We start from the raw sequence: 22,632 nt of genomic DNA on the forward strand, positions 1-22,632 counted from the left end.
GTCAGTCGATATGTTCGATCGTGACAGGCACTCTTCGTGCCAGCGCGCACATCAGCTCGTAGCCGATCGTGCCGCCGGCCTTGGCCACCTCGTCGATCGGCAGCCGGCTGCCCTTCGGGCCGCGGCCCCACAAGGTGATCTCGCTGCCCAGGCCGGCCTGAGGCAGGGCGCTCAGGTCGACCGCCAGCATGTCCATCGAGACGCGGCCGACCGTGCCGCTGCGCTGGCCGTCGACCAGCACCGGCGTGCCATGCGGGCAATGGCGCGGGTAGCCGTCGGCATAGCCGCAGGCGACGATGCCGATGCGCATCGGCCGGTCGGCGGTGAAGCTGCTGCCGTAGCCGACGCTGTCGCCGGGCTGCAGGTTCTGCAGGCCGATGACCTTGGAGCGCAAGGTCATCGCCGGCTGCAGGTCCCAGTAGGCGTCGTCATGCTCCGGGAAGTCGGGGATGCCGCCGTAGCTCATGATGCCGGCGCGCACCCAGTCGCTGCGCAGGCGCGGCGTGTGGCGCAGGGTGGCGGCGCTGTTGCTGACCGAGCGCTCGCCCGGCAAGTCATGGGTGACGGCCTCGAAGGCCGCCACCTGGTGAGCGATGCCGTCCTGGCCGAAGCGCAGCGCATCGGCGTCGGAGAAATGGGTCATCAGCGAGATCTCGTCCACCTGGGGCAGGGCGTTCAGCCTTGTCCAGGCGGCGCGGAAGGCCTGCGGCGTGAACCCGAGGCGGTTCATGCCGCTGTTCATCTTCAGGAACACGCGATGCGGCTCATGGGTCTTGTGCATCGCCAGCCAGTCGATCTGCTGCTCGTTGTGCACCGCATGCCACAGGCGCAGGCGCGAGCACAGCTCCAGGTCGCGCGTCTCGAAGCAGCCCTCCAGCAGCAGGATCGGGCCGCGCCAGCCCAGTGCACGCAGCTGCTCGGCCTCGGCGAAATCCAGCAGCGCGAAGCCGTCGGCGCCGCGCAGACCCTCGTAGGCGGCGGCGATGCCATGGCCATAGGCATTCGCCTTGACGACCGCCCAGACCTTGGCGTCGGGCGCGCAGGCGCGGGCGCGGGCCAGGTTGTGGGCGAGGGCGGAAACATGGATCAGGGCTTCGATCGGACGCGGCATGGGCGGGATTGTGGCACCCCCTGCCTGCACGGGTCCGCAGCGATGCGGCTGTCCCACGAAATGGCTGCATGCTATAAAGCCGCGCTCGTGCCCACTTGTGAAACGCCATTCCGGGTGCCAGGCCAGCCTTGATCGCAAGCACCAGAAGTTTTCTCACGGGCAGATGAAAAAAGGTTTCTACACCATCATGTCAGCGCAGTTTTTCAGCTCGCTGGCTGATAACGCGCTGTTCGTTGCCGCCGTGGAGCTGCTGCGTACCTCGGGCGAGCCGGAGTGGCAACGCGCCGCGCTGGTGCCGATGTTCGCGCTGTTCTATGTGGTACTGGCCCCCTTCGTCGGGGCCTTCGCCGACGCCGTGCCCAAGGGCAAGGTGATGTTCTATTCGAACACCATCAAGGTGGCCGGCTGCCTGATGATGCTGTTCGGCAGCCATCCGCTGCTGGCTTACGCGATCGTTGGCCTGGGCGCGGCGGCCTACTCGCCGGCCAAGTACGGCATCCTGACCGAACTGCTGCCGCCCTCCCAGTTGGTCAAGGCCAATGGCTGGATCGAGGGCCTGACGATCGCCTCCATCATCCTGGGCGTGCTGCTCGGCGGCCAGTTGGTCGGCGACCGCGTCTCGGCGATGCTGCTGGGATTCGACCTGCCGATGATCGAGACCGGCATCGACAGCGCGCCCGAGGCGGCGATCGCCGGCCTGGTCAGCCTGTATGTGATCGCGGCCCTGTTCAATCTGCGCATCCCGCGCACCGACGCGCCGCTGCAGCCGGTCGGCCTGTCGCCGCTGGGCCTGGTGCGCGACTTCGCCAACTGCAACTCGCGCCTGTGGCAGGACAAGCTGGGTCAGATCTCGCTGGCGACGACCACCTTGTTCTGGGGCGTCTCCGGCAATCTGCGCTACATCGTGCTGGCCTGGGCCGCCGCGGCGCTGGGCTACGGCACAACCCAGGCCTCCAGCCTGGTCGGCGTGGTGGCGATCGGCACCGCGGTCGGCGCGGTGGTCGCCTCGGTCTATATGCGGCTGGACCGCGCCACCGGCGTGATCCCGCTGGGCATCGCGATGGGCCTGCTGGTGATCGTGATGAACGCGATCAGCAATGTCTGGGTCGCGGCGCCCTTCCTGATCCTGCTGGGCGGCATCGGCGGCTTTCTGGTCGTGCCGATGAACGCGCTGCTGCAGCACCGCGGCCACAACCTGATGGGCGCGGGCCGCTCCATCGCGGTGCAGAACTTCAACGAGCAGGCCTGCATCCTGGGCCTGGGCGCGCTCTACACCGCGCTGACCCGCTTCGGCATGTCCGCCTTCGGCGCGATCGCGATCTTCGGCCTGGTCGTGGCCGGCACCATGTGGCTGATCCGCCGCTGGCACCAGCGCAACTGCCGCAATCACCCCGAGGAACTGGAACGCCTGCTGGCGGTGGCGCGCAGCGACCACCATTGAGCTGATCCCCGCCGGGCGCGGCGGCGTGCTACAAAGGTCGGCATCGGCGGCTCGATGGGCGGCAGGCAGGCATGGACGGCGAGACCTCGCAGCGCTGGCAGGTGGAGCTGGAGGCCGCGGAGGCGGCCTTCGCGCGTGGCCGTTTCGAGCCGGTGCTGGAGCAGCTGACGCCGCCGCTGCTGGCCCCGGACAGCGGCGCCACCCCCGCCCAGCGCCTCGCGGCCCAGATGCTGCGGCTGCGCAGCCTGGGCAAGTTCGACCGCTTCGAGGCCATGCTGGACGCCGCCCATGCGGCGCTCGCGCTGGCGCCGCCCGAGCCGAGCCGGCTGCGCGCCGAGCTGCTGGCGCTGATGAGCTTCGCCTACAACCATGGCGGCCTGTGCGAGCCGGCCCTGCATGCCGCCCAGCTGGCGCTGCGCGACGCGCTGGCGCTGGACGAGACCGACCTGGCGGCGCTGGCGCTGGAGCGCTTCGCGATGGCCTATCTCTGGATGGGCGACGCCACCGGCGCCGAACGCTACATGCTGGAGGCGCTGGGCTTCCAGCGGCAGAGCGAGCCGCGGCCGCGCGACCTGCTGCGCTACTCGAACGCCCTGCACCTGGCCTGCACCCTGTATGACGCGCGGGTGACGCAGGACGAGGCCGGCGCGCACGCGCAGCTGCTGCGCTTCGCCCGCTTCACCACCGAGGGCGACCGGCTGGCGGCCGGCGAGGTGCCGGACTATGTGCGCGGCCAGTGGCGGGGCAACCGGCTGCGCTGGCAGCGCCGGCGCGGCCAGCCGGCCTCGACCGAGGCGCCGCTGCGCGAGCTGCTGGCCCAGGCCATCGAGCGCGGCTGGCTGATCCTGGCGCTGGCGCTGCGGCTCGAACTGGCCCTGCTGCTGGAGACCCAGCAGCGCCCGGCCGAGGCCGCCGTGCTGTGCGAGGAGCTGCTGCAGGCCGGCGGGCCGGAGCTGCGCCGCCAGCTCTGGCTGCGCACCCTGATCACGCTGCTACGGCTGCGCCGCCGGCTCGGCGAGGATGCGGCGGCGGACCGGGTGCAGGCCGAGCTGGAAGCCGCCGAGGCCCGCCGTCAGGCCGAGGCCGCACGCCTGCGCCAACGCCTGGCCGAACTGGACCTGCAGCTGATCAAGCTGCTGGCCGAGGCCGACCGGGCGCGCCTGAGCGGCGAGATCAGGCGCCTGCGCGAGCGCCGCGACGAGGGTCAGGCCTTGCGCTTGCCGGGCTGCGACTGGTTGCCGGCCTGATGCGCCGGCTCGCCGCGCAGCACCCGCTCGATATGCTCGGACCAGGCGCGGCCGATCTTGAAGCAGCCGCTGTGGTTCAGGTGGATCTCGTTGTGCCAGTCGCCGCTGATGCCGGTGGTGCCCGGCGTGGCCAGGGCCAGCGGCACCGCGGTGCTGTCGAACACCTGCAGGCCGGGGAACTGGGCCTGGTCGGCCGCCAGGCTCTTCAGCAGCAGGGCCAGGTGCATCACCATCAGCCGGCTCACCGCGGCCCAGTCGGCCGCGGGGATGTTGTAGGCCCGGAAGGTGGGGTAGAGCCAGGGGCCGCTGTCCTCGGCGCCGGCCGGGCGCGGCATCGGCACTGCATAGCAATGCATGAAGACCGGCTTGCCCGCCGAGGGGCCCTGGTCGCGCAGGCTCAGCAGATGGCGGATGTTGGCGCGCAGATAGTCGGCATAGGTCGACCAGCCGGGTTCGGAGAAATAGCGCGCCACGCCCTGCGAGGGCGCGCCCCATTCGGTCTGGTGGCGCAGCAGGCGCAGGTGCAGCGGGATCAGCTCGACCGGGGTCGGGTCTTGCCCGACCGGGTGCGCCGGGGTGCGGGCGGCGGCGATCAGGTCGTTGCCGCCGACCGAGAGCAGCAGCCCGTCCCAGACCGGCGCGTCCGGCGCCGTCAGCAGGCGCACGAACTCGGGCGCCCCCTGCAGGTCCACCATATGGGCCAGGGCCTCGTTCTGGCCGGCGCAGTTGATGGCCAGCGCGCGCTGCTGGAACACCAGTTCCTGCAGCAGATTGGCATGGGCGCTCAGCTTGGCCGCGGCCGCCGAGAACCAGGAATCCCCCTGGGCCAGCAGACGCCAGCGGTAGCCCTCCAGAAAAGGCGCGGGATTCGAGGGCAAGTCTGCCGGTGTGAAGCAGGCCAGATGATCCAAAAGGCGGTCTCCCTACAAGGCTCGATCGGTGACAGGCGAGGCGCACCGCGCACGCAGCCGAATTGGAAGGCCAGGGGCGCGCGTTTCGCCATGCTATAAACCCTGGGCATTGTTGGCCGGGGCCACCGGGCTTTGCCAGCGCTTTTAAGGGGGTTGTTGCAGCGAGCCAACCCCTTCATGAATCCCGCCCTCGCATCGCCGGGCGTTCCCCTCGCCCATGCGTTCCCCCGCCCCCTATTTCGCCCTTGTTTTCAACGCCCTGATCTGGGGCCTGTCCTGGTGGCCGTTCCGGCAGTTCCAGGCCGCCGGGCTGCATCCGCTGTGGACCACGGTGCTGCTGTACAGCGTCTCGATGCTCGTGATCAGCCTGACCGCCGGCCGGCGCGCCTGGCGCGAGTTCCTCGGCACCCCGGCCCTGTGGCTGATCATGCTGGCCGCCGGCACCACCAACACCGCCTTCAACTGGGGCGTGGCGATGGGCGACGTGGTGCGGGTGGTGCTGCTGTTCTATCTGATGCCGCTGTGGGCGGTGCTGCTGGCGCGGGTGATCCTGAAGGAACACCTGACCCCGCTGGCGCTGGCGCGCATCGCGCTGGCCCTGTCCGGCGCGGCGGCGGTGCTGTGGCCGGAGCAGGGCGGCTTCCCGCTGCCCGCCAGCCTGGCGGACTGGCTGGGCGTGCTGGGCGGCCTGACCTTCGCCTTCAACAATGTGATGCTGCGGCGCGAGGCCGCGCGCAGCCCGCATGCCCGGGCGCTGGCGATGTTCGGCGGCGGCGTGCTGGTGGCCGGCAGCGCCGCGTTGGCGATGGCCGGCGCGGGCCTGGTGCCGGCCCCGGCGCTGCCGGGCTGGTGGTGGCTGCTGCCGGTGGCAGCGATGGCGCTGCTGTTCTTCCTCTCCAACCTGGCGCTGCAATATGGCGCCAGCCGCCTGCCGGCCAATGTGACGGCGATCGTGATGCTGGTCGAGGTGCCGGCCGCGGCCCTCTCGGCGCTGTGGCTGGGCGGCGGCGCGCTGGACCTCAAGACCGCGCTCGGTGGCCTGGCGATCCTGGGTGCGGCCCTGCTGGCGGCGCTGGAGCGCAGGCGCTAGCAGGCGCTTGAAAACCTACTGCGGCGGCCCTCTGCGTCGTTGCGCGGTGCTCGGCATCCTCATGCACAGGAAGGACGTTCCGGTTCCTGCGCTCCGGGCGCCTAGCAGCGGGCCGTCCTCGCGACGGTTCTCAGCCGCCTGCTGGGGCCGGAGCTTTGCAGCGCCTCTCAGTTCCGGCGCAGGGTTGTTCTATCGGGTGACAGGCCCTAGCATCCGGGCCTGATCCACGAGGAGCGCTCGATGAGCCAGACCACCGCCTACGACTTCCAGGCCCTGTCGATCCAGGGTGAGCCGGCCGACCTGGCCAGCCAGCGCGGCAAGGTGCTGCTGATCGTCAACACCGCCAGCGCCTGCGGCTTCACGCCGCAGTTCAAGGGGCTGGAGAAGCTCTGGGAGGACTATGCGGCGCGCGGCCTGGTCGTGATCGGCTTCCCGAGCAACGAGTTCGGCGGCCAGGACCCCGGCAGCAATGGCGAGATCGCCAGCTTCTGCGAGATGAACTACGGCGTCAGCTTCCCGATGATGGCCAAGATCAAGGTCAACGGCGGCGAGGCGCACCCGCTGTGGAAATGGCTGAAGGGCGAGAAGCCCGGCATCCTCGGCACCGAGGTGATCAAGTGGAACTTCACCAAGTTCCTGGTCGGCCGCAACGGCCAGGTCCTCAAGCGCTATGCGCCCAACGAGGAGCCGGAGAAGCTGCGCGCGGATATCGAGGCGGCGCTGGCGGCCTGAGGCACGCAGCGATAGTGGCGAACTTGGTGGGGCCTGGCGGTATTGCCGCACATCAGGCGTAACGCCGGCCGGCGATCATGCGTCGCAGACCAGATCCAGCAGCCATGCGAAATGCACTTGGCCTTGCCCCTTGCCCATCTGGCTGTGATGGCTTGAGTGCGGGCTGAATTCACGCCCAACGAGATCCCAGTAGGCGGGCGAGCGTCGGCGAAGGAGGCAGGGGCGGCCATCCCTCTTCGGGGCGGAGGCGCGGTCCGAGGCACGAGCCAACCGGCCGTATGTCCGGCCAGCTACGGCGATGCTTGCCCGTACCGGATCCACAGCCTCCCATACCCCCGCCGCAGCCGGCCCGCTGCCTCGGCCGCGCCGATCAGCTGGCTGACGGTCTGGCGTGACAGATTGGCCAGCGCGGCCAGCTCGGCCTGGGTGGCGGCCACGGCCTGCCAGCCCTCGGCGTCGGCCGCGCCGCCGCGCTCGCGCGCCAGCTGGGCCAGGGCCAGGGCGAAGCGCTCCTCGGCCGGGCGATGCCGCGAGGCCTCCAGCAGGCGCAGCATGTCGTCGTAGCGGCCGGCGAACTCCTGCAGCAGCGCGCGGGCAAAGCCCGGCAGCTCGTCCATCAGCAGCGCATAGGCCTCGGCGCCGAACACCAGCAGCCGGCTGCCCTGGCGCGCCAGCGCCTCGTAGCTGGCCGGCCGCCCGGCGGCGAAGGCGGCCAGGCCGAACAGCTTGGGCGCCTGCACATGCTCCAGCACCGAGACCGTGCCGTCCAGGCCGGTGAAGCGCGCCTCGACCTCGCCGGCCAGCACCGCGTAGAAGGCGCGGGTCGGCTGGTCCTGCGCGAACAGGGTGCGGCCGCGCGCCAGCCGGCGCAGGCTCAGCAGCGGCAGCAGGCGGCGGCGCAGCGCGGCCTCGGCCGGCCGCAGGCCGGGGAAGTTGGCCGCCAGCACCAGGTCTAGTGCCCGCTCCAGTCCATCGTCATCCATCGTGGGTCGGCGGAAAATGTCGGGTACCCGACATTGTGGCGTGTAGCCCGGACTTAAGCTGGCGGCCATGGACGAGCAACGACCCGAAGACGACACAGCGCTGCAGGCCTGGGCCGCGCAGTACCGCCATTTCGCCGCGTTCGAATGCCCGCAGGATCCGCTCTACGTGGCGATCTGCGAGGCGATCGCCGGCCTGCCCGAGCTGTTGACCCTGATGGCCGCAGCGCCGGCTACGCAGCGCCGGCCGAACCTGCTGCTGGCCGCGCTGCAGGACCAGCTGCTGGCCGGCGAGGAGGCCCATTCACTGGCGGACTACTACCCCAGCCTCGGCGGCGCCCGCGCGCCGGATGCCGAACTGCCGGCCCTGTTGCTGGACTTCGTGCGGCGCCGGCGCACAGCACTGACCGAGCTACTGGCAACGCGCAGCACCCAGACCAACGAATGCGGGCGCTGCGCGGTGCTGTGGCCGGCGCTGCAGGCGGTGGCCGCGGCCACCGGTGGGCAAGACCTGGCCCTGCTCGACATCGGCAGCAGCGCCGGGCTGACCCTGGGCGTGGACCGCTACCGCTACGACTATGGACGCTTCCAGCGCGGCGCGCCGGCCGGGCCGGAGCTGCCGACGATCGCCTGCGACTGGCTGGGCGAGGCGCCGCCGCCGGCCGAGGCGCCGGCATGGCGCCTGGTCGAGCGCGCCGGTCTGGACCCGGCGCCGGTCGACCTGCAGGACGAGGCCGCTGTGCGCTGGCTGCGCGCCTGCCTGTGGCCGCATGACCGCGAGCGCGCGCGGCGCTTCGAGCAGGCCGTTGCGCTGGCGCGCGCCGAGGGGCCCGCGGTGCGGCGCGCCGACGACTGCCTGGCCGCGATCGAGCCCTGGCTGGACGCTCTGGCGCCGGGCGTGCAGCCGGTGCTGTTCAACAGCTGGGTGCTGGCCTATTTCGACCCGGCCGCGCTGGCCGACTACCAGGCCCGGCTGCTGCGCCTGGTGCGCGAGCGCGGCATCGCCTGGCTCTGCGCCGAGTCGCCGGCCCTGCATGGCGCGGGGCTCGCGGCGCCGCCCGCGCCGCCGGCCGACCCGGGCGCGGCCACGCTGTGGAGCCTGAGCTGGGCCGCACCCACCGCAGCGCTGCAGCGCCGCGCGCTGGCCTGGTCGCACCCGCACGGGCGCTGGCTGCAATGGCTGGAGCGGTGACGGTGCGCCCGCTCAGCCGGCGCGGCCCGGCGGGTGTTCGAGGAACCATTGCGCGATCGCCGGCATCGCGTCCTCGAAGCCGCCCGGCACCGAGATATTGAACACCCCGGCGCGCTGCGCGCCGCGGTTCTCGAAGTCGTGCCGGACGCCGCCTGGCACCAGCACGAAGCTGCCGCGCGGCGCCTCGTGCCAGGCCTCGCCGACCAGGAAGCTCATCACGCCCTCGATCACCAGGAACACATCGTCCTCCTCATGGGCATGGGCGCCGGGGCCCTGGGTATGCGGCTCCAGCCACCATTCGGAGATCGAGTAGCGCCGCGCGGTCTCGGCGTCGTCGGCCTTGAAGACCGCGCCGATGCGGCCCATCTCGTAGGCCCGGCCCGCGCCCGGCGCCAGGATCAGGGGCTCGCGCCCGTCGTGACTCGTCGTCGTCGTCATGCTGCTGCCCCCTGTTGCCGGCCGATTGTGGGCGGCGTGCGACGCCGCGGCAAGCCGGGGCGGCGTATCCTGCGGCGCTATCGACAGCTCCGGCCTCCGGGCCCGAATCCCATGACGATCGCCACCCGCCGCCCCGCGCTGCTGCAGCGCTTTGCTGCCCTGTCTGCCTTGGCTTTGTCGTTGGCCCTGCCGGGCCTGGCCCGCGCGCAGGCACCGGAACTGGAGCGGCTGCGCGCCGCGGTGCAGCGCGAGCAGCCGGCGCTGCTGCAGACGATGAAGGAGTTGGTCGAGATCGAGTCCGGCAGCGCCGACCGCGAGGGCCTGGACCGCATCGCGGCGCTGATCGCGCAGCGCCTGCGCGCCCTGGGCGGCCAGGTCGAGCTGATCGACCCGGCCCAGCCCGGCTTCGAGATCTACCGCATGTTCGACACGCCGGAGAAGCCGGGCCAGATGGTCAAGGCCAGCTTCGCCGGGCGCGGCCAGAAGAAGATCCTGCTGCTGGCCCATATGGACACGGTCTATGCGCGCGGCATGCTGGCGCAGCAGCCCTTCCGCGTCGAGGGCGACAAGGCCTATGGCCTGGGCATCGCCGACGACAAGCAGGGCGTTGCGATGATCCTGCACCTGCTGGCCCTGCTGCGCGCCGAGGGCTTCGCCGACTGGGGCCAGCTGACGGTGCTGATCAACGGCGACGAGGAGATCAGCTCGCCGGCCTCGCGCGCGCTGATCACCAGGCTGGGCGGCGAGCATGACGTGGTGCTGTCATACGAGGGCGGCGGCGGGCCGACCGGGCCGGACAGCCTGCGCCTGGCCACCAGCGGCATCGCGGCGGCGAACCTGCTGGTCAAGGGCCGCGCCTCGCATGCCGGCGCCTCGCCGGAGCGCGGCGTCAACGCGCTGTACGAGCTGGCGCACCAGCTGATGCAGGCGCGCGACCTGTCCGACCCCAAGGTCGGGCGCCAGGTGCACTGGACCCTGGCGCGCGCCGGCCTGGTGCGCAACATGATCCCGCCGGCCGCCGAGGCCTCGGCCGATGTGCGGGTCGACCGGGTGGCCGATTTCGACGGCATCGAGCGCGAGCTGCGCGCCCGCATCGAGCGCAAGCTGCTGCCGGAGTCCGAGGTCTCGCTGACTTTCGAGCGCCGTCGCCCGCCGCTGCAGGCCAGCGAGGCCGCGCGCACCCTGGCCGCCCATGCCGAGAAGCTGGCCACCGAGCAGGGCCTGGCCCTGGTGGTGCGCGACAAGCCCACCGGCGGCGGCACCGACGCGGCCTTCGCGGCGCTGGCCACCAAGGCGCCGGTGCTGGAGGGCATGGGCCTGCGCGGCTTCGGCGCGCACACCACCAATGCCGAATATGTGCTGGTCGACTCGATCGCGCCCAAGCTGCTGCTGAACCTGCGCCTGATCATGGACATCGCCCGGGAGCGCGCGCGCTGGTGATAATGGCGGCCGCCCGTCCGCGGCCCCTTTGTCCATTCGCAGCCTTGGAGTTCCGAACATGTTCCAGCACGTCGACGCCTATGCCGGCGATCCCATCCTGAGCCTCAACGAAGCCTTCCAGAAGGACGAGCGCCAGGGCAAGATCAATCTGTCGATCGGCATCTATTTCGACGACGAGGGCCGCATCCCGATGCTGGACTCGGTGCGCCGCGCCGAGCTGGCCGTGGTCGCCGAGGCCGGCGCCCGGCCCTATCTGCCGATGGAAGGCGCGGCCAACTTCCGCAGCGCGGTGCAGGCCCTGCTGTTCGGACCCGAGCATCCGCTGCTGAAGGCCGGCCGCGTCGCGACGATCCAGGGCGTCGGCTCCAGCGGCGGCCTGAAGGTCGGCGCCGATTTCATCAAGCGCTACTTCCCCGCCAGCGCGATCTATGTCTCCGAGCCGACCTGGGACAACCACCGCGCGGTGTTCGAGGGTTCGGGCATCGAGGTCAAGAACTACCCCTACTACGACGCCAAGACCGGCGGCCTGCGCTTCGCCGACATGCTGGAGGCCCTGCGCGGCCTGCCCAAGCAAAGCGTGATCCTGCTGCACGCCTGCTGCCACAACCCGACCGGCGTGGACCTGACCCCGCTGCAATGGTCCGAGCTGATCCCGGTGCTGAAGGAACGCGAGCTGCTGCCCTTCCTCGACCTGGCCTACCAGGGCTATGGCGACGGCCTGGAGCAGGACGCCTTCGCGATCCGCGCGCTGGCCGATGCCGGCCTGTCCTTCTTCATCGCCAACAGCTTCTCGAAGAACATGAGCCTGTACGGCGAGCGCTGTGGCGCGCTGTCGGTGGTCTGCCCCGACGCGGCCCAGGCCGGCAATGTGCTGGGCCAGCTGAAGTTCATGATCCGCCGCAACTATTCCAACCCGCCGATGCATGGCGGCCAGGTGGTGGCGCGCGTGCTCAGCGATCCGGCGCTGCGCACCCTGTGGGAGGGCGAGGTCGAGGAGATGCGCGAGCGCATCCTGGCGATGCGCAACGCCTTGTTCGAGGTGCTGAGCGCCAAGCTGCCGGGCCGCGACCTGCGCTACTTCCTGACCCAGCGCGGCATGTTCAGCTACACCGGCCTCTCGGCCGAGCAGGTGGACCGGCTGAAGAACGAGTTCGGCGTCTACCTGATCCGTTCGGGCCGCATGTGCATCGCCGGCCTGAACACCCGCAACGTCGAAGCCACCGCCAACGCGATGGCCGCCGTGCTGGCCTGAGGATTACCCCAGGTTAAGCGGGACGGCCCCCGCATTCATCCAAGTTATAAGGTCCGCTGCCGCTTTCATTGGCACGGCGGGCCGCTCGTCCCGTACCCTGCCGGCACATCGAAGCCCAAGAGTCCGGATGAAGCATGTTGTGGTGATAGGGGGAGGGGTGGTCGGCCTGACGACCGCCTGGGCCCTGGCCGAGCGGGGCCACCAGGTCACGCTGGTGGAGCGCGAGCCCGAGCTCGCCAGCGGCGCCAGCCGGGCCAATGGCGGCCAGCTCAGCTACCGCTATGTCTCGCCGCTGGCCGACCAGGGCGTGCCGCTGAAGGCGCTGCGCTGGCTGTTCGATCCGGACGGCCCGCTGCGCTTCAAGCCCGAGCTGCGCTGGCACCAATGGGCCTGGATGCTGGATTTCCTGCGCGCCTGCCGCGGCCCGGTGAACCGCCGCACCACCGCGCGGCTCTTGGAGCTGGGCGCCTTCAGCCAGCGGGCCTTCGGCGAGCTGCGCCAGCAGGCCGGGCTGGATGGCGGCATTTCGCTGCGCGCACCGGGCAAGCTGGTGGTCTACCGCAAGCCGCAGGAGTTCCGCCGCGTCGCCGAGCGCCTGCGCGCCCAGCCGGGCGGGCCCGAGCGGGCGCTGAGCCATGACGAATGCGTGGCGCTGGAGCCGGCCCTGGCCTTCGGCGACACCCAGTTCGCCGGCGGCATCTTCACCACCGGCGAGGCGGTGGCGGACTGCCACGCGGTCTGCCTGCAGCTGGCCGCACGGTTGCGCCGGCATGGCAATTTCAGGGGCTTTATCGCCGCCGAGGCGCGCAGCTTCCGGCGCGACGCGGCCGGCCGCGCCCAGGCGCTGCGCGGCGCGGGCGGCGAGGAGATCGGCGCCGATGCCTTCGTGCTGGCGGCCGGCCTGCACAGCCGCGGCCTGGGCAAGAGCGTTGGCCTGAACCTGCCGATCTATCCGCTCAAGGGCTACAGCCTGACCGCGCCGATCGGCCCCGGGCACCGCCCGCCCGAGGTCAGCGTGACCGATTTCGAGCGCAAGGTGCTGTATGCGCGCATCGGCGAGCAGCTGCGCGTGGCCGCGATGGTGGACCTGGTGGGCGACGATGTCCGCATCGACCCAGGCCGCATCGCCTCGCTGAAGCGGGCGGTGCATGCGATGTTCCCGCAGGCGGCCGACTATGCGCGCGCCAGCGAATGGGCCGGCCTGCGCCCGGCCACGCCCAGCGGCGCGCCGATCCTGGGCGCCACGCCGGTCGGCAACCTCTGGCTCAATGTCGGCCATGGCGCCTTGGGTTTCACCTTCTCCTTCGGCTCGGCCCGCATCCTGGCCGAGCTGATCTCCGGTGGCGACAGCCCGATCGCGCTGGACGGGTTGCGGCTGGCCGCCCCATGAACGACCCGGCCCTGGCCGAGGCGCTGCGCCGGGCGGTGCTGGCGCAGGATTTCATGGCCACCGCCGACGGCCGGCGCGGCGGCGCGCCGCTGCAGGCCTTCCCCAGCCTCGACCTGGCGGTGGCCGCCTTTCCCGAGGGCGGGCGACCGGCCTTCTGGGCCAATGTGCTGTTCTCGCGCGAGTTTCCCGAGGGCCTGGTGGCCGAGATCGGCGCCGACGCCGGCGCGGTGGCCAACATCGCCTTCCGGGCCGACCTGCAGGACGCGCAGGGCGATTCGATCGCCTGGCTGCCCGGCGCCGACTGGTCGCGCCTGGACTTCCCGCCGCTGGCCGGCGCCGGGCCGCATCGTTTTGTCGCACCGTTCCCGGCCTCGCTGCTGAAGCTGATGGTGCTGGTTGGCGTGGCGCGGCTGATCGACCAGGGCCATGCCGGCTGGACCGAAAGCCTGGACTACCAGGGCCAAACGCGCAGCATCGCCGACTGGGCCTTCGACATGACCGCGATCAGCTGCAACCGCGCAACCTCGGCCCTGGTCGCGCTGCTGCACCGGCTGGGCGCGATCCGACGTGACGCGGCCAGCGGCGCCGAGCTGCACAACGCGCTGCACCAGCTGTTCGAGGGCCTGGGCCTGCCGAGCCTGCGCCTGGCCGGCACCCGGCCCGAGGGCGGCTGGGGCAATGCCGCCGGCTCCGGCGTCGGCCGCATCCAGATGACGGCCTGGGACAGCCTGCGCCTGCTGTGGCTGCTGGACCCGGCCGCGCCCGCCGCGCCCTGGCGGCCGGCGGAGGCCGCGCCGCTGCTGAGCCCGCTGTCGCGCAGCTGGGTGCTGCATGCACTGGAGCAGCAGGCCCTGCATGAGATCCTGTCCAGCGGGCTGCTGGCCGGCTTCGACGGCCATGTGGAGGGCCTGCCGGCGCGGCTGCCGGCACGCTGGCTGCGCGCCGACGGCAGCGCCCGCGCCGGCGAGCGCGAGTTCCCGCCGGACCTGCGCGCGCGCCCGGAGACGGGCAGCCTGCGCTTCGCGCACAAGACCGGCACCACCGAGAACTACGCGTCCGATGCCGGCATCGCGCGCGGCACCGGTGGCGCGCGGCGCCATTACCTGATCGCGCTGACCAGCAGCCTGGGGCGCCGCTATGCTCCCGATCCACGCGCGGCCACGACCTGGCGCCTGCCGGCCCTGGGACGCGCGATCGACGACTACCTCCGCCAACGCCTGGGCGATTGAGAAGAAAGAACAGCAGCAGGGAGCACCCGATGACGAGCAAGGACCTGGAACTGATCGCCGCGCTGCCCGAAGGCGCGACCCTGGGCCTGATCGCCCCGGCCGGCCCGCCCAAGCGGGAGAGCCTGGACCGCATCCCGGCGCTGCTGGCGGCACATGGCTTCCGGGCCAAGTTCATGCCCGGCATCGCGGCCGGCCCGGCGCGGCTGGACTATCTGGCGGCCGACGATGCGACCCGCCTGGCCGATCTGCATGCGGCCTTTGCCGACCCGGAGGTCGACGCGGTGCTGTGCCTGCGCGGCGGCTATGGCTGTGCGCGCCTGCTGGACCGCATCGACACCGCGCTGCTGCGCCGGCACCCCAAGCTGCTGATCGGCTTCAGTGACATCAGCTCGCTGATCGGGCTGCTGGACCACCTGGGCCTGCCCAGCCTGCATGCGCCGATGCCCAGCTCCAACCTGCTCGAGCCGGAGAGCGCGAACGATGCGCGGGCGCTATTCGCCCTGCTGCATCGCGGCCTGCGGCGCGGCGACGTGATCGCGCCGGCCGGCTTCGCGCCGCATGCGCTGAATCGCGGCGAGGGCCCGGTGCGCGGCCGCCTGATCGGCGGCAATCTGGCGGTCTTCACCGCGCTGCTGGGCACGCCCTGGGCGCCGCGCGCCGAGGGGGTGATCCTGTTCCTGGAAGACGTCAGCGAGCCGCCCTACCGGGTCGACCGCCTGCTGGCGCAGCTGCGCCTGGCCGGCGTGCTGGAGGCCGCGGCGGGCTTTGTGCTGGGCGGCTTCACCGGCGCCGAGGAACCGGCCGATGCGGTGCTGGCCGACTACTTCGGCACCTGCGGCAAGCCGGTGCTGGCGGGTTGGCCCAGCGGCCACCAGACGCCCAATGTGGCGCTGCCGATGGGGCTGCAGGTGGAGCTGGACGTGGCGCGGCGGCGCCTGAGCTACCTCTGATCCGGTCGGATTCCCGCAACATCTGCTCACGATCCGCCCCCGGGGCGGGTGATCCCGGATGACTTTCGTCGCTTGGCCGGGAGTGGCCGGCGCGCCTATGGTGCGCCCTGCTTACCTCCTTGCGCCATGGCCATCAGCCCCTACCGTCTCAAGACCGCCCTGCCCGAAGACCTGCTGCGCGTGCACACCTGCGTGTGGCGCGAAGGCCTGAGCGAGCTGGGGGAAGCCACGCTGACCCTGCTGAGCGAGCGCAAGGACATCCAGGCGGTGGACCTGCTGGGCAAGCCCGCGGCGCTGAGCATCGCCCAGCGCGCCGATGCCCCGCGCCATCTCTCGGGCTACGTCACCCGCTTTGCGCAAGTCGGCTTCGAGGGCCGTTACTGCGTCTACGAGATGAGCCTCAAGCCCTGGCTGTGGCTGCTCACCCGCACCGCCGACTGCCGGGTCTTCCAGCGCCAGAGCGTGCCCGAGATCGTCAAGAAGGTGTTCGAGGACCACCCGGTCGCCCGCTTCGAGTTCAAGCTGCTGCGTCCCTACCGCCCCTGGCGCTACTGCGTCCAGTACCGCGAGACCGACTTCAACTTCATCGCCCGGCTGCTGGAGCATGAAGGCATCTACTGGTACCTGGAGCACGACGACAAGGGCCACAAGCTGGTGCTGTGCGACAGCGCCAGCGGGCATGACCCGGCCCCGGGCTGCGAGAGCCTGCCCTTCTACGGCGGCGCGTCCCAGGTGCCGCCCCAGCTCGAGCATGTCGAGCGCTGGGGCAGCATGCAATGCCTCAAGCCCGGCAAGGTGGCGATCACCTCCTACGACTTCGAGCGCCCCTCCACCTCGCTGCTGGCCCAGCAGAATCAGAGCCGCGACTACAACCTCAGCGACGGCGAGATCTTCGACTACCCCGGCGTCTACACCAAGAGCGCCGACGGGGCCCAGTACGCCGAGGACCGGCTCGACGAGATCCAGAGCGGCGTCGACCTCTTCGACGCCAGCACCAACGCCCAGGGCGTGGCCACCGGCCACCTGCTGACGCTCACGCGCCACCCGCGCGACGACCAGAACGCCCAGTACCTGGTCACCGCCACCACCCTGCAGCTCAGCCAGGCCACCAGCGAGAGCGGCAGCGGCGAATCCTCGCTGCGCTGCAGCTTCAGCTGCATGCCGGCCAAGCAGCAGTACCGCCCGGCGCGGCGCACGCCCAAGCCCATGGTGCCGGGGCCGCAGACCGCCATCGTCACCGGGCCGCCGGGCGAGGAGATCTTCACCGACAAGTTCGGCCGGGTGAAGGTGCAGTTCCACTGGGACCGGCGCGGCCAGCGCGACGGCGAGACCTCCTGCTGGGTCAGCGTGGCGCATCCTTGGGCGGGCTCCAACTTCGGCGGCGTGCACATCCCGCGCATCGGCCAGGAGGTGATCGTCGGCTTCATGGAGGGCGACCCCGACATGCCGATCATCATCGGGCGCACCTACAACGGCGAGAACATGCCGCCCTGGGAGCTGCCGGCCAACGCCACGCAGAGCGGCTTCCTGACCCGCTCCAGCAAGGGTGGGGGCTACGACAACGCCAATGCGATCCGCTTCGAGGACAAGCAGGGGGCGGAGCAGCTGTGGATCCACGCCGAGAAGGACCAGCTCACCGAGGTCGAGCACGACGAAGACAAGTGGGTGGGCAACGACCGGCGCAAGACCATCGACCGGCATGAGACCACCCTGGTCAAGGGCAACCGCACCGAGACGGTGGATCTGGATGAGACCATCACCATCCACCAGAACCGCAGCGAGCGGGTCGATCTGGACGAGAAGATCTCGATCGGGATGAACCGCTCCGAGGATGTGGGGGTCAACGAGACGATCAGCATCGGATCGAACCGGTCGGTGACGATCGGCGGCGCGAAGATGGAGACCATTGCGTTGGCCAAGGCCGAAACCATCGGCCTGGGCAAGGCGCTGACGATCGGTGCGGCCTACCAGACGACGGTCGGTGGCCTGATGAACACCACGGTCGGACTGCAGCAGTCCGAGCAGGTCGGGCTGAACAAGACAAGCAGGGTCGGCAAGACCTATGAGCTGGTGGCCGGCGATGCGATCCGCTTTGTCGTCGGCAAGGCCAGCCTGACGATGACCAAGGACGGCAAGGTGACGATCGTCGGTTCGGAGTTCCTGTTCGATGCGTCTGGGCCGGTGCAGATCAACGGCAAGGACATCGATCTCAACTGAGATCGGAGCGCCGTATGGAACTGGTCAACCTCACGCCATTCGGCGCGGCGGGCTATCGCGGGATCGACACGCAGGATCGCGAGCACGAGGTCGTGACGCTGCGCACGGTCTACAAGCTGGTGCCGGCCTGGCAGCTGGAAGGTACGCAGCCAACCGCTGCTGGTCCGATGCGACTCGTGCCGCAGCTGGTCGATGAGGGTGCACCGCCCCTGGTCACCGAGGATCAGTACGTCGGCGAGATCGGTCTCAGCAGTGTGCGCGCCGACAGCGATCTGGCGCCGTTCAAGCCGAAGTGCGATGTGCTGGTGACAGGCACCAGCCATGCGCCGGGCGGTCGGGCCAGCGAGGGCTGGCTGGCCCGGTTGCGCGTCAGTCAACCCGCGCGTCATCCACAGGCGGACCCCGCCGCCGGCTATGTGCCGCCGTTGACGGATTCGGACACCAGCTTCGCCGACCGTGTCGCATGGCAGGAGCAACGGCGCATCGCGATCGACGGCTGGCTGCGCGCACCCGGCCCGAACGGCGATCGCAGCCGGGAGATGTTGCTGGACAAGGCGCTGCACCTGAGCTCGCCGTCCGAGTTTTCGCGCGATGCGAAGGGCGCATGGACACGGCGAACGCTGAGTCTCGCTAGCAGCGTTCCGCTCTTGTACGAACTGGCCTACGGCGGTAGCAGCCGCGTGCCGAATCCCGAGTTCGGCCATCGGGACGATGCGCCGGAGTGGCTGCTGAACGAGGTCTGCTTCCTGAATCCCTTGGGTCGCGGCTGGATGCACGTGGACTTGGGGTCTGCGTCACGGGACGCAAGGGTGCCGATGCCTTCGACCTGGCCCGCACCGCAGATCGAACCGCCGGATCGTCCGGTCGAGCACCCTGACATCACGCCGCAGACGGCGGGTCAACAGCCGCCGCAGATGCTGGAGCAGGCCAAGGTTTATGCGCATCGTCCCGCGGGCTTCGGCCCGGTCGGCAGGGCTTGGACGCCGCGCATCCAGCGTGCGGGCTCCTACGACGACCAATGGTTGGCGGAACGCTGGCCGAATCTGCCCAAGGACTTCGACATGGCGTACTGGAACGCCGCGCCGGAGGATCAGCAGATTGTCTTTCCGCGTCCGGATTGCTACTTGGAGCTGGGCAATCTGATCGACCCAGCCCTTTGCCCGAGTGGACACGCCTTTGTCGCCTTGCCCGGGCACCGGGTGTCGGTGCTGTTCCGCATGGCGAGTGGCCTGATGCTCGGCGGTGTCTGCGCGATCGACACCTTGCATGTCGACACGGACGCGATGGAGTTGGCCATCGTCTGGCGTGCGAGCGTGTTGGCCGAGATGAACGTGAAGACGGCCGAATTGCGCTTCGAGACCGACCTGGCGGCGCCGCTGTTCAAGATGGAGGAGGCCGCTCATGGCCAGTAACCTGGGAGCGCGCAAGGAAAGCGGCTGGGTGGTCTACAGCATGCCGCCGGACGTCTGCAAGACGCCGATGGGCAGCTCGATGGTGCCGGTTCCGTATCCGATCACCTCGCAGCTCAGCGACGCGACCGGCGTTGTCGAGAGCGTGAAGATCAATGGCAAACCTGCCGTGGTCTTTGACCAGAGCAAGACGTCCAGCAGCGCCGGCGACACGCCAGGCAGCGGTACCGGCATGAAGAGCAGCACGGTGGGCAAGAAGTGTGAGCCGCTGGACAAGAGCTCGACGGTGCGTGCCGGCAAGAAGTGGATCGTCCGCCACGGCGACAAGTTCTGGATGAACGGCGGCTGATCGCATGGGAAGCTACAACACGACGGGAGTCCTGCAGAAACCGGCGACCGGTGCGGGGAAGGCGGAAGACGCGAACGCAGGTGTCAAGGTGGAGACCATCGAGATCTCCAAGCTGGACGCGCTGCAGATGCTCCTGGATGTGGTGGGGCTGATCCCTGGTCTCGGTGCGCCGGCGGACATTCTCAACGGCCTGATCAGCGCGGCGCGCGGGGACTGGTTGGGCGCGGGACTGTCCCTGCTCGGTGTGGTCCCCATCGCCGGTGAAGCGGCCACCGCCGCAAAGATTGCAAAGAACGCCGATCGTTACACGGCGGGCGTGCGCAAGGTAGCGGACGAGATCCTGCCGCACCTCCCGGAAGGGGTTCAGCGCAAGCTCCGCGATGCGATCGAGAAGGCGGAAGCCAAGATCGACGAACTGGCCGGAAGGGAGCCCAAACCAAAGCCCAAGCCCGATGAGGCCCCGAAGGCCAAGGATGAGGGAGCCGATGGCGGCAAGGTCAAACCCAAGCCGAAGCCCGAATGCGGGCAACGCGGGCCGTACAAGGATCGCGACGACCACGACAACAAGGGCTTTAACTGGGATCACGTGCCGTCGAAGGCGGCGCTGCTTGCCAAGGCGGAAGAGATCAAGGGCGACCTGCTGTCGGCAGCGGAGAAGACTGCGATCATCGAAGGCGCCCCCACGATCGCGATCCCTGAGGACCTGCATCGAAAGCACAGCGAGACCTACGGCGGCAGACAGAACCAGACCGTTGACGGCCAGAAGCGCATCCTGAATGACGCCGGCAACCTGCAAAAGGCAGCCAAAGAAAACACCGATAACATCCTCAAGCACGTTGACGAGTTCGACCCGGGTTGCCGGGGTGCCTACGAGGAAGCGGCCAAGGCGTTCTCTGCCATCACCAACGAAGAGTGGGACAAGTGGCTGGACCAGACCATGAAGACGGCCAGAAAGAAGAAGTAGCAAAGGAAACGTATGAACATTGAGAACATTCACCAACTGCTTGGCTTCAGCAACACAGACGCTCAGATGGTCGACGCCATCGAGGCGAACGGAGGATCGGTCTCCAGCCTGTCGGCTAAGAAGCTCAGCTCGGAAGGCAGCGACTTCGTCCACCTGAAGGCGAAGGGTGTCAGCCTGACCTTTGTTCCGCGCGCTGCCTTTCAGCTGAAGCGGGGCGAGCCGCGCGGTGATGGCCCGTACATCTTCGCGGGCGCCTTCTTCTATCCTGCAGGCGCCGAGGACGTCGATGCGTACGCGGGTGTCGCGCCATTCGGCCAGGCCGCGGTCACCACACGCGAGGATGCGCTGCGCGTCTATGGCGATCCTCAGCGCTCCATGGAAGACGACGATGTCTTCGAGTGGGATCAATGGACGTTCGATGGCCGCCAGGTGCGAACGAGTTACAGCGATGGCGCCCAGATTGACAACATTTCGGTGTCGGTGCCGATGGTGAAAAGGTGACCATGTCGCCCCTGGATCTCTTGGGTCGAGGCTGGAGCGACCTGGCGGTCCAGCGGACGATCGCCGCTTGGCCGGACCGCCCTTTCATCGATGAAGAGTCGATCGACAAGGCCGTGGTGGATGGCAGGCTCTCGCTCTTCGAACTGGAGCAGGGCATCTACCTGTTCTTCACCGATGCCCCTTCTTACATGGCTCGTTTCGGGGTTGCGAGAAGCGAGGGGCCGATCGTCATCAGCCGGGTGGTCCTTTTCGGGAAGTACCACGCCGATGTGGATGCCTATGAGGGATCGGTCCTGGGCGATTTGACGACGGGCGCCGGGTTTGATGTCTGGGCCGATACGCTGGGTCGTGCCGAATGGACCCATGAGGTTGCCGGAGTGATCCGGAAGGCGAGGTGGCTCGTCGATGGCCGGCTGGTGGATGTGAGCTTCAATTCGTCCGGGGAGTGCAGGCTGGTGTCGCTGATGCTGCCGTACGCGCCCGAGGCTGAGGCGATGCGTGCCGAGGCGCGACAGCGTCAATTGGCCTTGCCCGGCCCGGATCGGATTCTCGCGGCGCTGGGGACACCGGCATCCTCGGAGCCTGTCAAGGCGGCATTCGCCTCCGTCGACTACGCGCAGAGGCTCCCCGAAGCCAGCAGCTATGGCGAGATAGACTTTTCCACGACGGACGGCTTCGAGCTCTACGTGGCGCCCGCCGAGGCCTTGATCCATGAGCGCGCAAACGAAGCGCTCCCGGGAACGCTGTGTCTGTCCGGCGCCCGCTATCGATGCGATCTCGATTTCAAGAGCCTGCAATGGCAAGGCCCGCTTCTCTTCGGCATCACGTTCGATGACGGACCGGACACCGTCGTGGCCAAGGTCGGGCGCCCACCCGATCGGCAGCATATGGATGAGATGCAAGGCCATCATCGATGGCACTTCGGGGCCTATGACTTGCACGTCCTCTACAGCTTGGCTGAGGACCATGTGTGCCGGCTGACGCTGCTGGGCAGGGTGAAAGACGGTGGATGACGCGGCATCACTGTGCACGGCAAGCACAGGAGCGCTGATCGATTGCCTACTTTAGTCAGCACATGGCTATCGCTAGGCGGCGCTGACGTGAGGAACTCGCCATCGAAGGCATAGCCTCTCGCCCGGGTTATCGTTCGCCCCATGACCCCCGACGCCATCTCCCCGCTGCCCGAGCTCCCCAGCCTGCTCGGCCTCACCGAGCTCGACGCCCCGCTGATCGCCGCGATCCTGGCTTACACCACGCCTGCTGCCGGCGCGCCGGTGCCGACCGAGCTGTCCCAGAAGCGCAAGAAGGAGATCCGTTCGGGTTTCGTGCTGTTGAAGGAGCAAGGCGTCGTGATGGCCTTCAGCCCGCGCGAGGCCCATGCTGCCGACTATGGCGAGCCGCGCGGCGCCGGTACGCAGGTGCTGAGCGGGTTGTTCTACTACCCGGTCGGCAGCGAGGAGGTCGAGCCCTATGAGGGTGATGCCCCGTTCGCCAACCAGCCCATCGAGACTCGCGACGAGGCGTTGGCCGCCTACGGTGCGCCGTCCGATGGCGAGGCCGACGATGACGAAGACGGCTTCGAATGGGAGCAATGGCAGATCGATGGCCGCGAGCTGAGCCTCGACTACGACGAGGACGGCACCGTCCTGACGATCACCGTGGCGCTGCCGGGCGCGATGTGAACCTGTGACCCTGGTTTCGGCCAAAAAAGAGCCCGCCGGCTGATGCGGGCGGGCTGAAGGGGGAGGTGATCGTTTGCTGATCCGTGCGTCGGCGGCGCTGGCCGACG

At 69.6% G+C, this 22,632-nt stretch carries 21 protein-coding genes; 17 read left to right on the plus strand and 4 right to left on the minus strand.

Translation table 11 applies throughout. From position 1 onward, the window contains the following. Position 1: 1 nt before the first annotated feature. Positions 2 to 1,111 (minus strand): alanine racemase, encoded by a 1,110-nt coding sequence (gene alr / locus G8A07_RS01735; protein WP_195795421.1) that lies wholly within the window; start codon positions 1,109 to 1,111, stop codon positions 2 to 4. Positions 1,112 to 1,274: 163 nt separating this feature from the next. Between alr and lplT the strand changes: the two genes are divergently transcribed. After that, positions 1,275 to 2,552, plus strand: a complete 1,278-nt coding sequence (gene lplT / locus G8A07_RS01740; RefSeq protein ID WP_195795422.1) for a lysophospholipid transporter LplT — start codon at positions 1,275 to 1,277, stop codon at positions 2,550 to 2,552. Positions 2,553 to 2,623: 71 nt separating this feature from the next. After that, a complete protein-coding gene (locus G8A07_RS01745; protein WP_195795423.1) occupies positions 2,624 to 3,799 on the plus strand; it encodes a hypothetical protein in 1,176 nt (391 codons plus the stop codon). Here G8A07_RS01745 and G8A07_RS01750 read toward each other — a convergent pair. Further along, positions 3,757 to 4,677, minus strand: a complete 921-nt coding sequence (locus G8A07_RS01750) for a hypothetical protein (protein ID WP_195795424.1) — start codon at positions 4,675 to 4,677, stop codon at positions 3,757 to 3,759. The two genes, G8A07_RS01745 and G8A07_RS01750, sit on opposite strands and share 43 nt — an antisense overlap. 250 nt (positions 4,678 to 4,927) lie before the next feature. On the opposite strand from G8A07_RS01750, the gene G8A07_RS01755 reads away from it, so the two are divergent. Next, a complete protein-coding gene (locus tag G8A07_RS01755; RefSeq protein WP_195795425.1) occupies positions 4,928 to 5,800 on the plus strand; it encodes a DMT family transporter in 873 nt (290 codons plus the stop codon). 240 nt (positions 5,801 to 6,040) lie between these two features. Beyond that, positions 6,041 to 6,532, plus strand: coding sequence for a glutathione peroxidase (locus tag G8A07_RS01760; RefSeq protein WP_195795426.1), 492 nt, complete (start codon positions 6,041 to 6,043; stop codon positions 6,530 to 6,532). Positions 6,533 to 6,822: 290 nt separating this feature from the next. Here the strand turns inward: G8A07_RS01760 and G8A07_RS01765 are convergent, their stop codons facing one another. Next, entirely contained in the window at positions 6,823 to 7,515 is a 693-nt protein-coding gene (locus G8A07_RS01765) for a Crp/Fnr family transcriptional regulator (protein ID WP_195795427.1), read from the minus strand. 67 nt (positions 7,516 to 7,582) lie between these two features. Here G8A07_RS01765 and G8A07_RS01770 point away from each other — a divergent pair, with 67 nt between their 5' ends. Beyond that, positions 7,583 to 8,704: a DUF2332 domain-containing protein gene (locus tag G8A07_RS01770; protein ID WP_195795428.1), complete on the plus strand. Its 1,122-nt coding sequence runs from the start codon at positions 7,583 to 7,585 to the stop codon at positions 8,702 to 8,704. Between the two features lie 12 nt (positions 8,705 to 8,716). Here the strand turns inward: G8A07_RS01770 and G8A07_RS01775 are convergent, their stop codons facing one another. Beyond that, a complete protein-coding gene (locus G8A07_RS01775) occupies positions 8,717 to 9,142 on the minus strand; it encodes a cupin domain-containing protein (protein WP_213086216.1) in 426 nt (141 codons plus the stop codon). A 111-nt stretch (positions 9,143 to 9,253) separates the two neighbouring features. Here G8A07_RS01775 and G8A07_RS01780 point away from each other — a divergent pair, with 111 nt between their 5' ends. The 12 genes from G8A07_RS01780 (at position 9,254) to G8A07_RS01835 (ending at position 22,525) form a co-directional block, all read left to right on the plus strand. Continuing rightward, positions 9,254 to 10,582 (plus strand): glutamate carboxypeptidase, encoded by a 1,329-nt coding sequence (locus G8A07_RS01780; protein WP_195795429.1) that lies wholly within the window; start codon positions 9,254 to 9,256, stop codon positions 10,580 to 10,582. A gap of 58 nt (positions 10,583 to 10,640) precedes the next feature. After that, positions 10,641 to 11,834, plus strand: coding sequence for an amino acid aminotransferase (locus G8A07_RS01785; RefSeq protein WP_195795430.1), 1,194 nt, complete (start codon positions 10,641 to 10,643; stop codon positions 11,832 to 11,834). Between the two features lie 127 nt (positions 11,835 to 11,961). Further along, the gene (locus G8A07_RS01790; RefSeq protein WP_195795431.1) at positions 11,962 to 13,224 is read left to right on the plus strand and encodes a D-amino acid dehydrogenase; all 1,263 of its coding nucleotides are present in this window, start codon (positions 11,962 to 11,964) and stop codon (positions 13,222 to 13,224) included. Next, on the plus strand, positions 13,221 to 14,453 hold the full coding sequence (locus tag G8A07_RS01795) for a serine hydrolase (RefSeq protein ID WP_195795432.1): 1,233 nt from the start codon (positions 13,221 to 13,223) through the stop codon (positions 14,451 to 14,453). Before G8A07_RS01790 ends, G8A07_RS01795 begins: the two co-directional genes overlap by 4 nt. A gap of 29 nt (positions 14,454 to 14,482) precedes the next feature. Further along, the gene (locus G8A07_RS01800; RefSeq protein ID WP_195795433.1) at positions 14,483 to 15,403 is read left to right on the plus strand and encodes an LD-carboxypeptidase; all 921 of its coding nucleotides are present in this window, start codon (positions 14,483 to 14,485) and stop codon (positions 15,401 to 15,403) included. A gap of 126 nt (positions 15,404 to 15,529) precedes the next feature. Continuing rightward, positions 15,530 to 17,620 carry a type VI secretion system Vgr family protein gene (locus G8A07_RS01805; RefSeq protein WP_195795434.1) on the plus strand — a complete coding sequence of 697 codons (2,091 nt, stop codon included), beginning with the start codon at positions 15,530 to 15,532 and terminating at the stop codon, positions 17,618 to 17,620. A 14-nt stretch (positions 17,621 to 17,634) separates the two neighbouring features. Then, positions 17,635 to 19,032 (plus strand): DUF2169 domain-containing protein, encoded by a 1,398-nt coding sequence (locus G8A07_RS01810; RefSeq protein ID WP_195795435.1) that lies wholly within the window; start codon positions 17,635 to 17,637, stop codon positions 19,030 to 19,032. Next, complete coding sequence (locus G8A07_RS01815) at positions 19,022 to 19,378, plus strand: DUF4150 domain-containing protein (protein ID WP_195795436.1); 357 nt, start codon at positions 19,022 to 19,024, stop codon at positions 19,376 to 19,378. The genes G8A07_RS01810 and G8A07_RS01815 overlap by 11 nt, the downstream gene beginning before the upstream one ends. Before the next feature lie 4 nt (positions 19,379 to 19,382). Further along, complete coding sequence (locus G8A07_RS01820) at positions 19,383 to 20,342, plus strand: hypothetical protein (RefSeq protein ID WP_195795437.1); 960 nt, start codon at positions 19,383 to 19,385, stop codon at positions 20,340 to 20,342. Positions 20,343 to 20,354: 12 nt separating this feature from the next. Further along, positions 20,355 to 20,843, plus strand: a complete 489-nt coding sequence (locus tag G8A07_RS01825) for a hypothetical protein (RefSeq protein ID WP_195795438.1) — start codon at positions 20,355 to 20,357, stop codon at positions 20,841 to 20,843. Between the two features lie 2 nt (positions 20,844 to 20,845). Beyond that, positions 20,846 to 21,856: a hypothetical protein gene (locus G8A07_RS01830; protein WP_195795439.1), complete on the plus strand. Its 1,011-nt coding sequence runs from the start codon at positions 20,846 to 20,848 to the stop codon at positions 21,854 to 21,856. A gap of 141 nt (positions 21,857 to 21,997) precedes the next feature. Continuing rightward, on the plus strand, positions 21,998 to 22,525 hold the full coding sequence (locus G8A07_RS01835) for a hypothetical protein (RefSeq protein WP_195795440.1): 528 nt from the start codon (positions 21,998 to 22,000) through the stop codon (positions 22,523 to 22,525). The last annotated feature ends 107 nt before the right edge of the window (positions 22,526 to 22,632 follow it).

The organism is Roseateles sp. DAIF2, assembly GCF_015624425.1.
Lineage (GTDB): Bacteria > Pseudomonadota > Gammaproteobacteria > Burkholderiales > Burkholderiaceae_C > Kinneretia.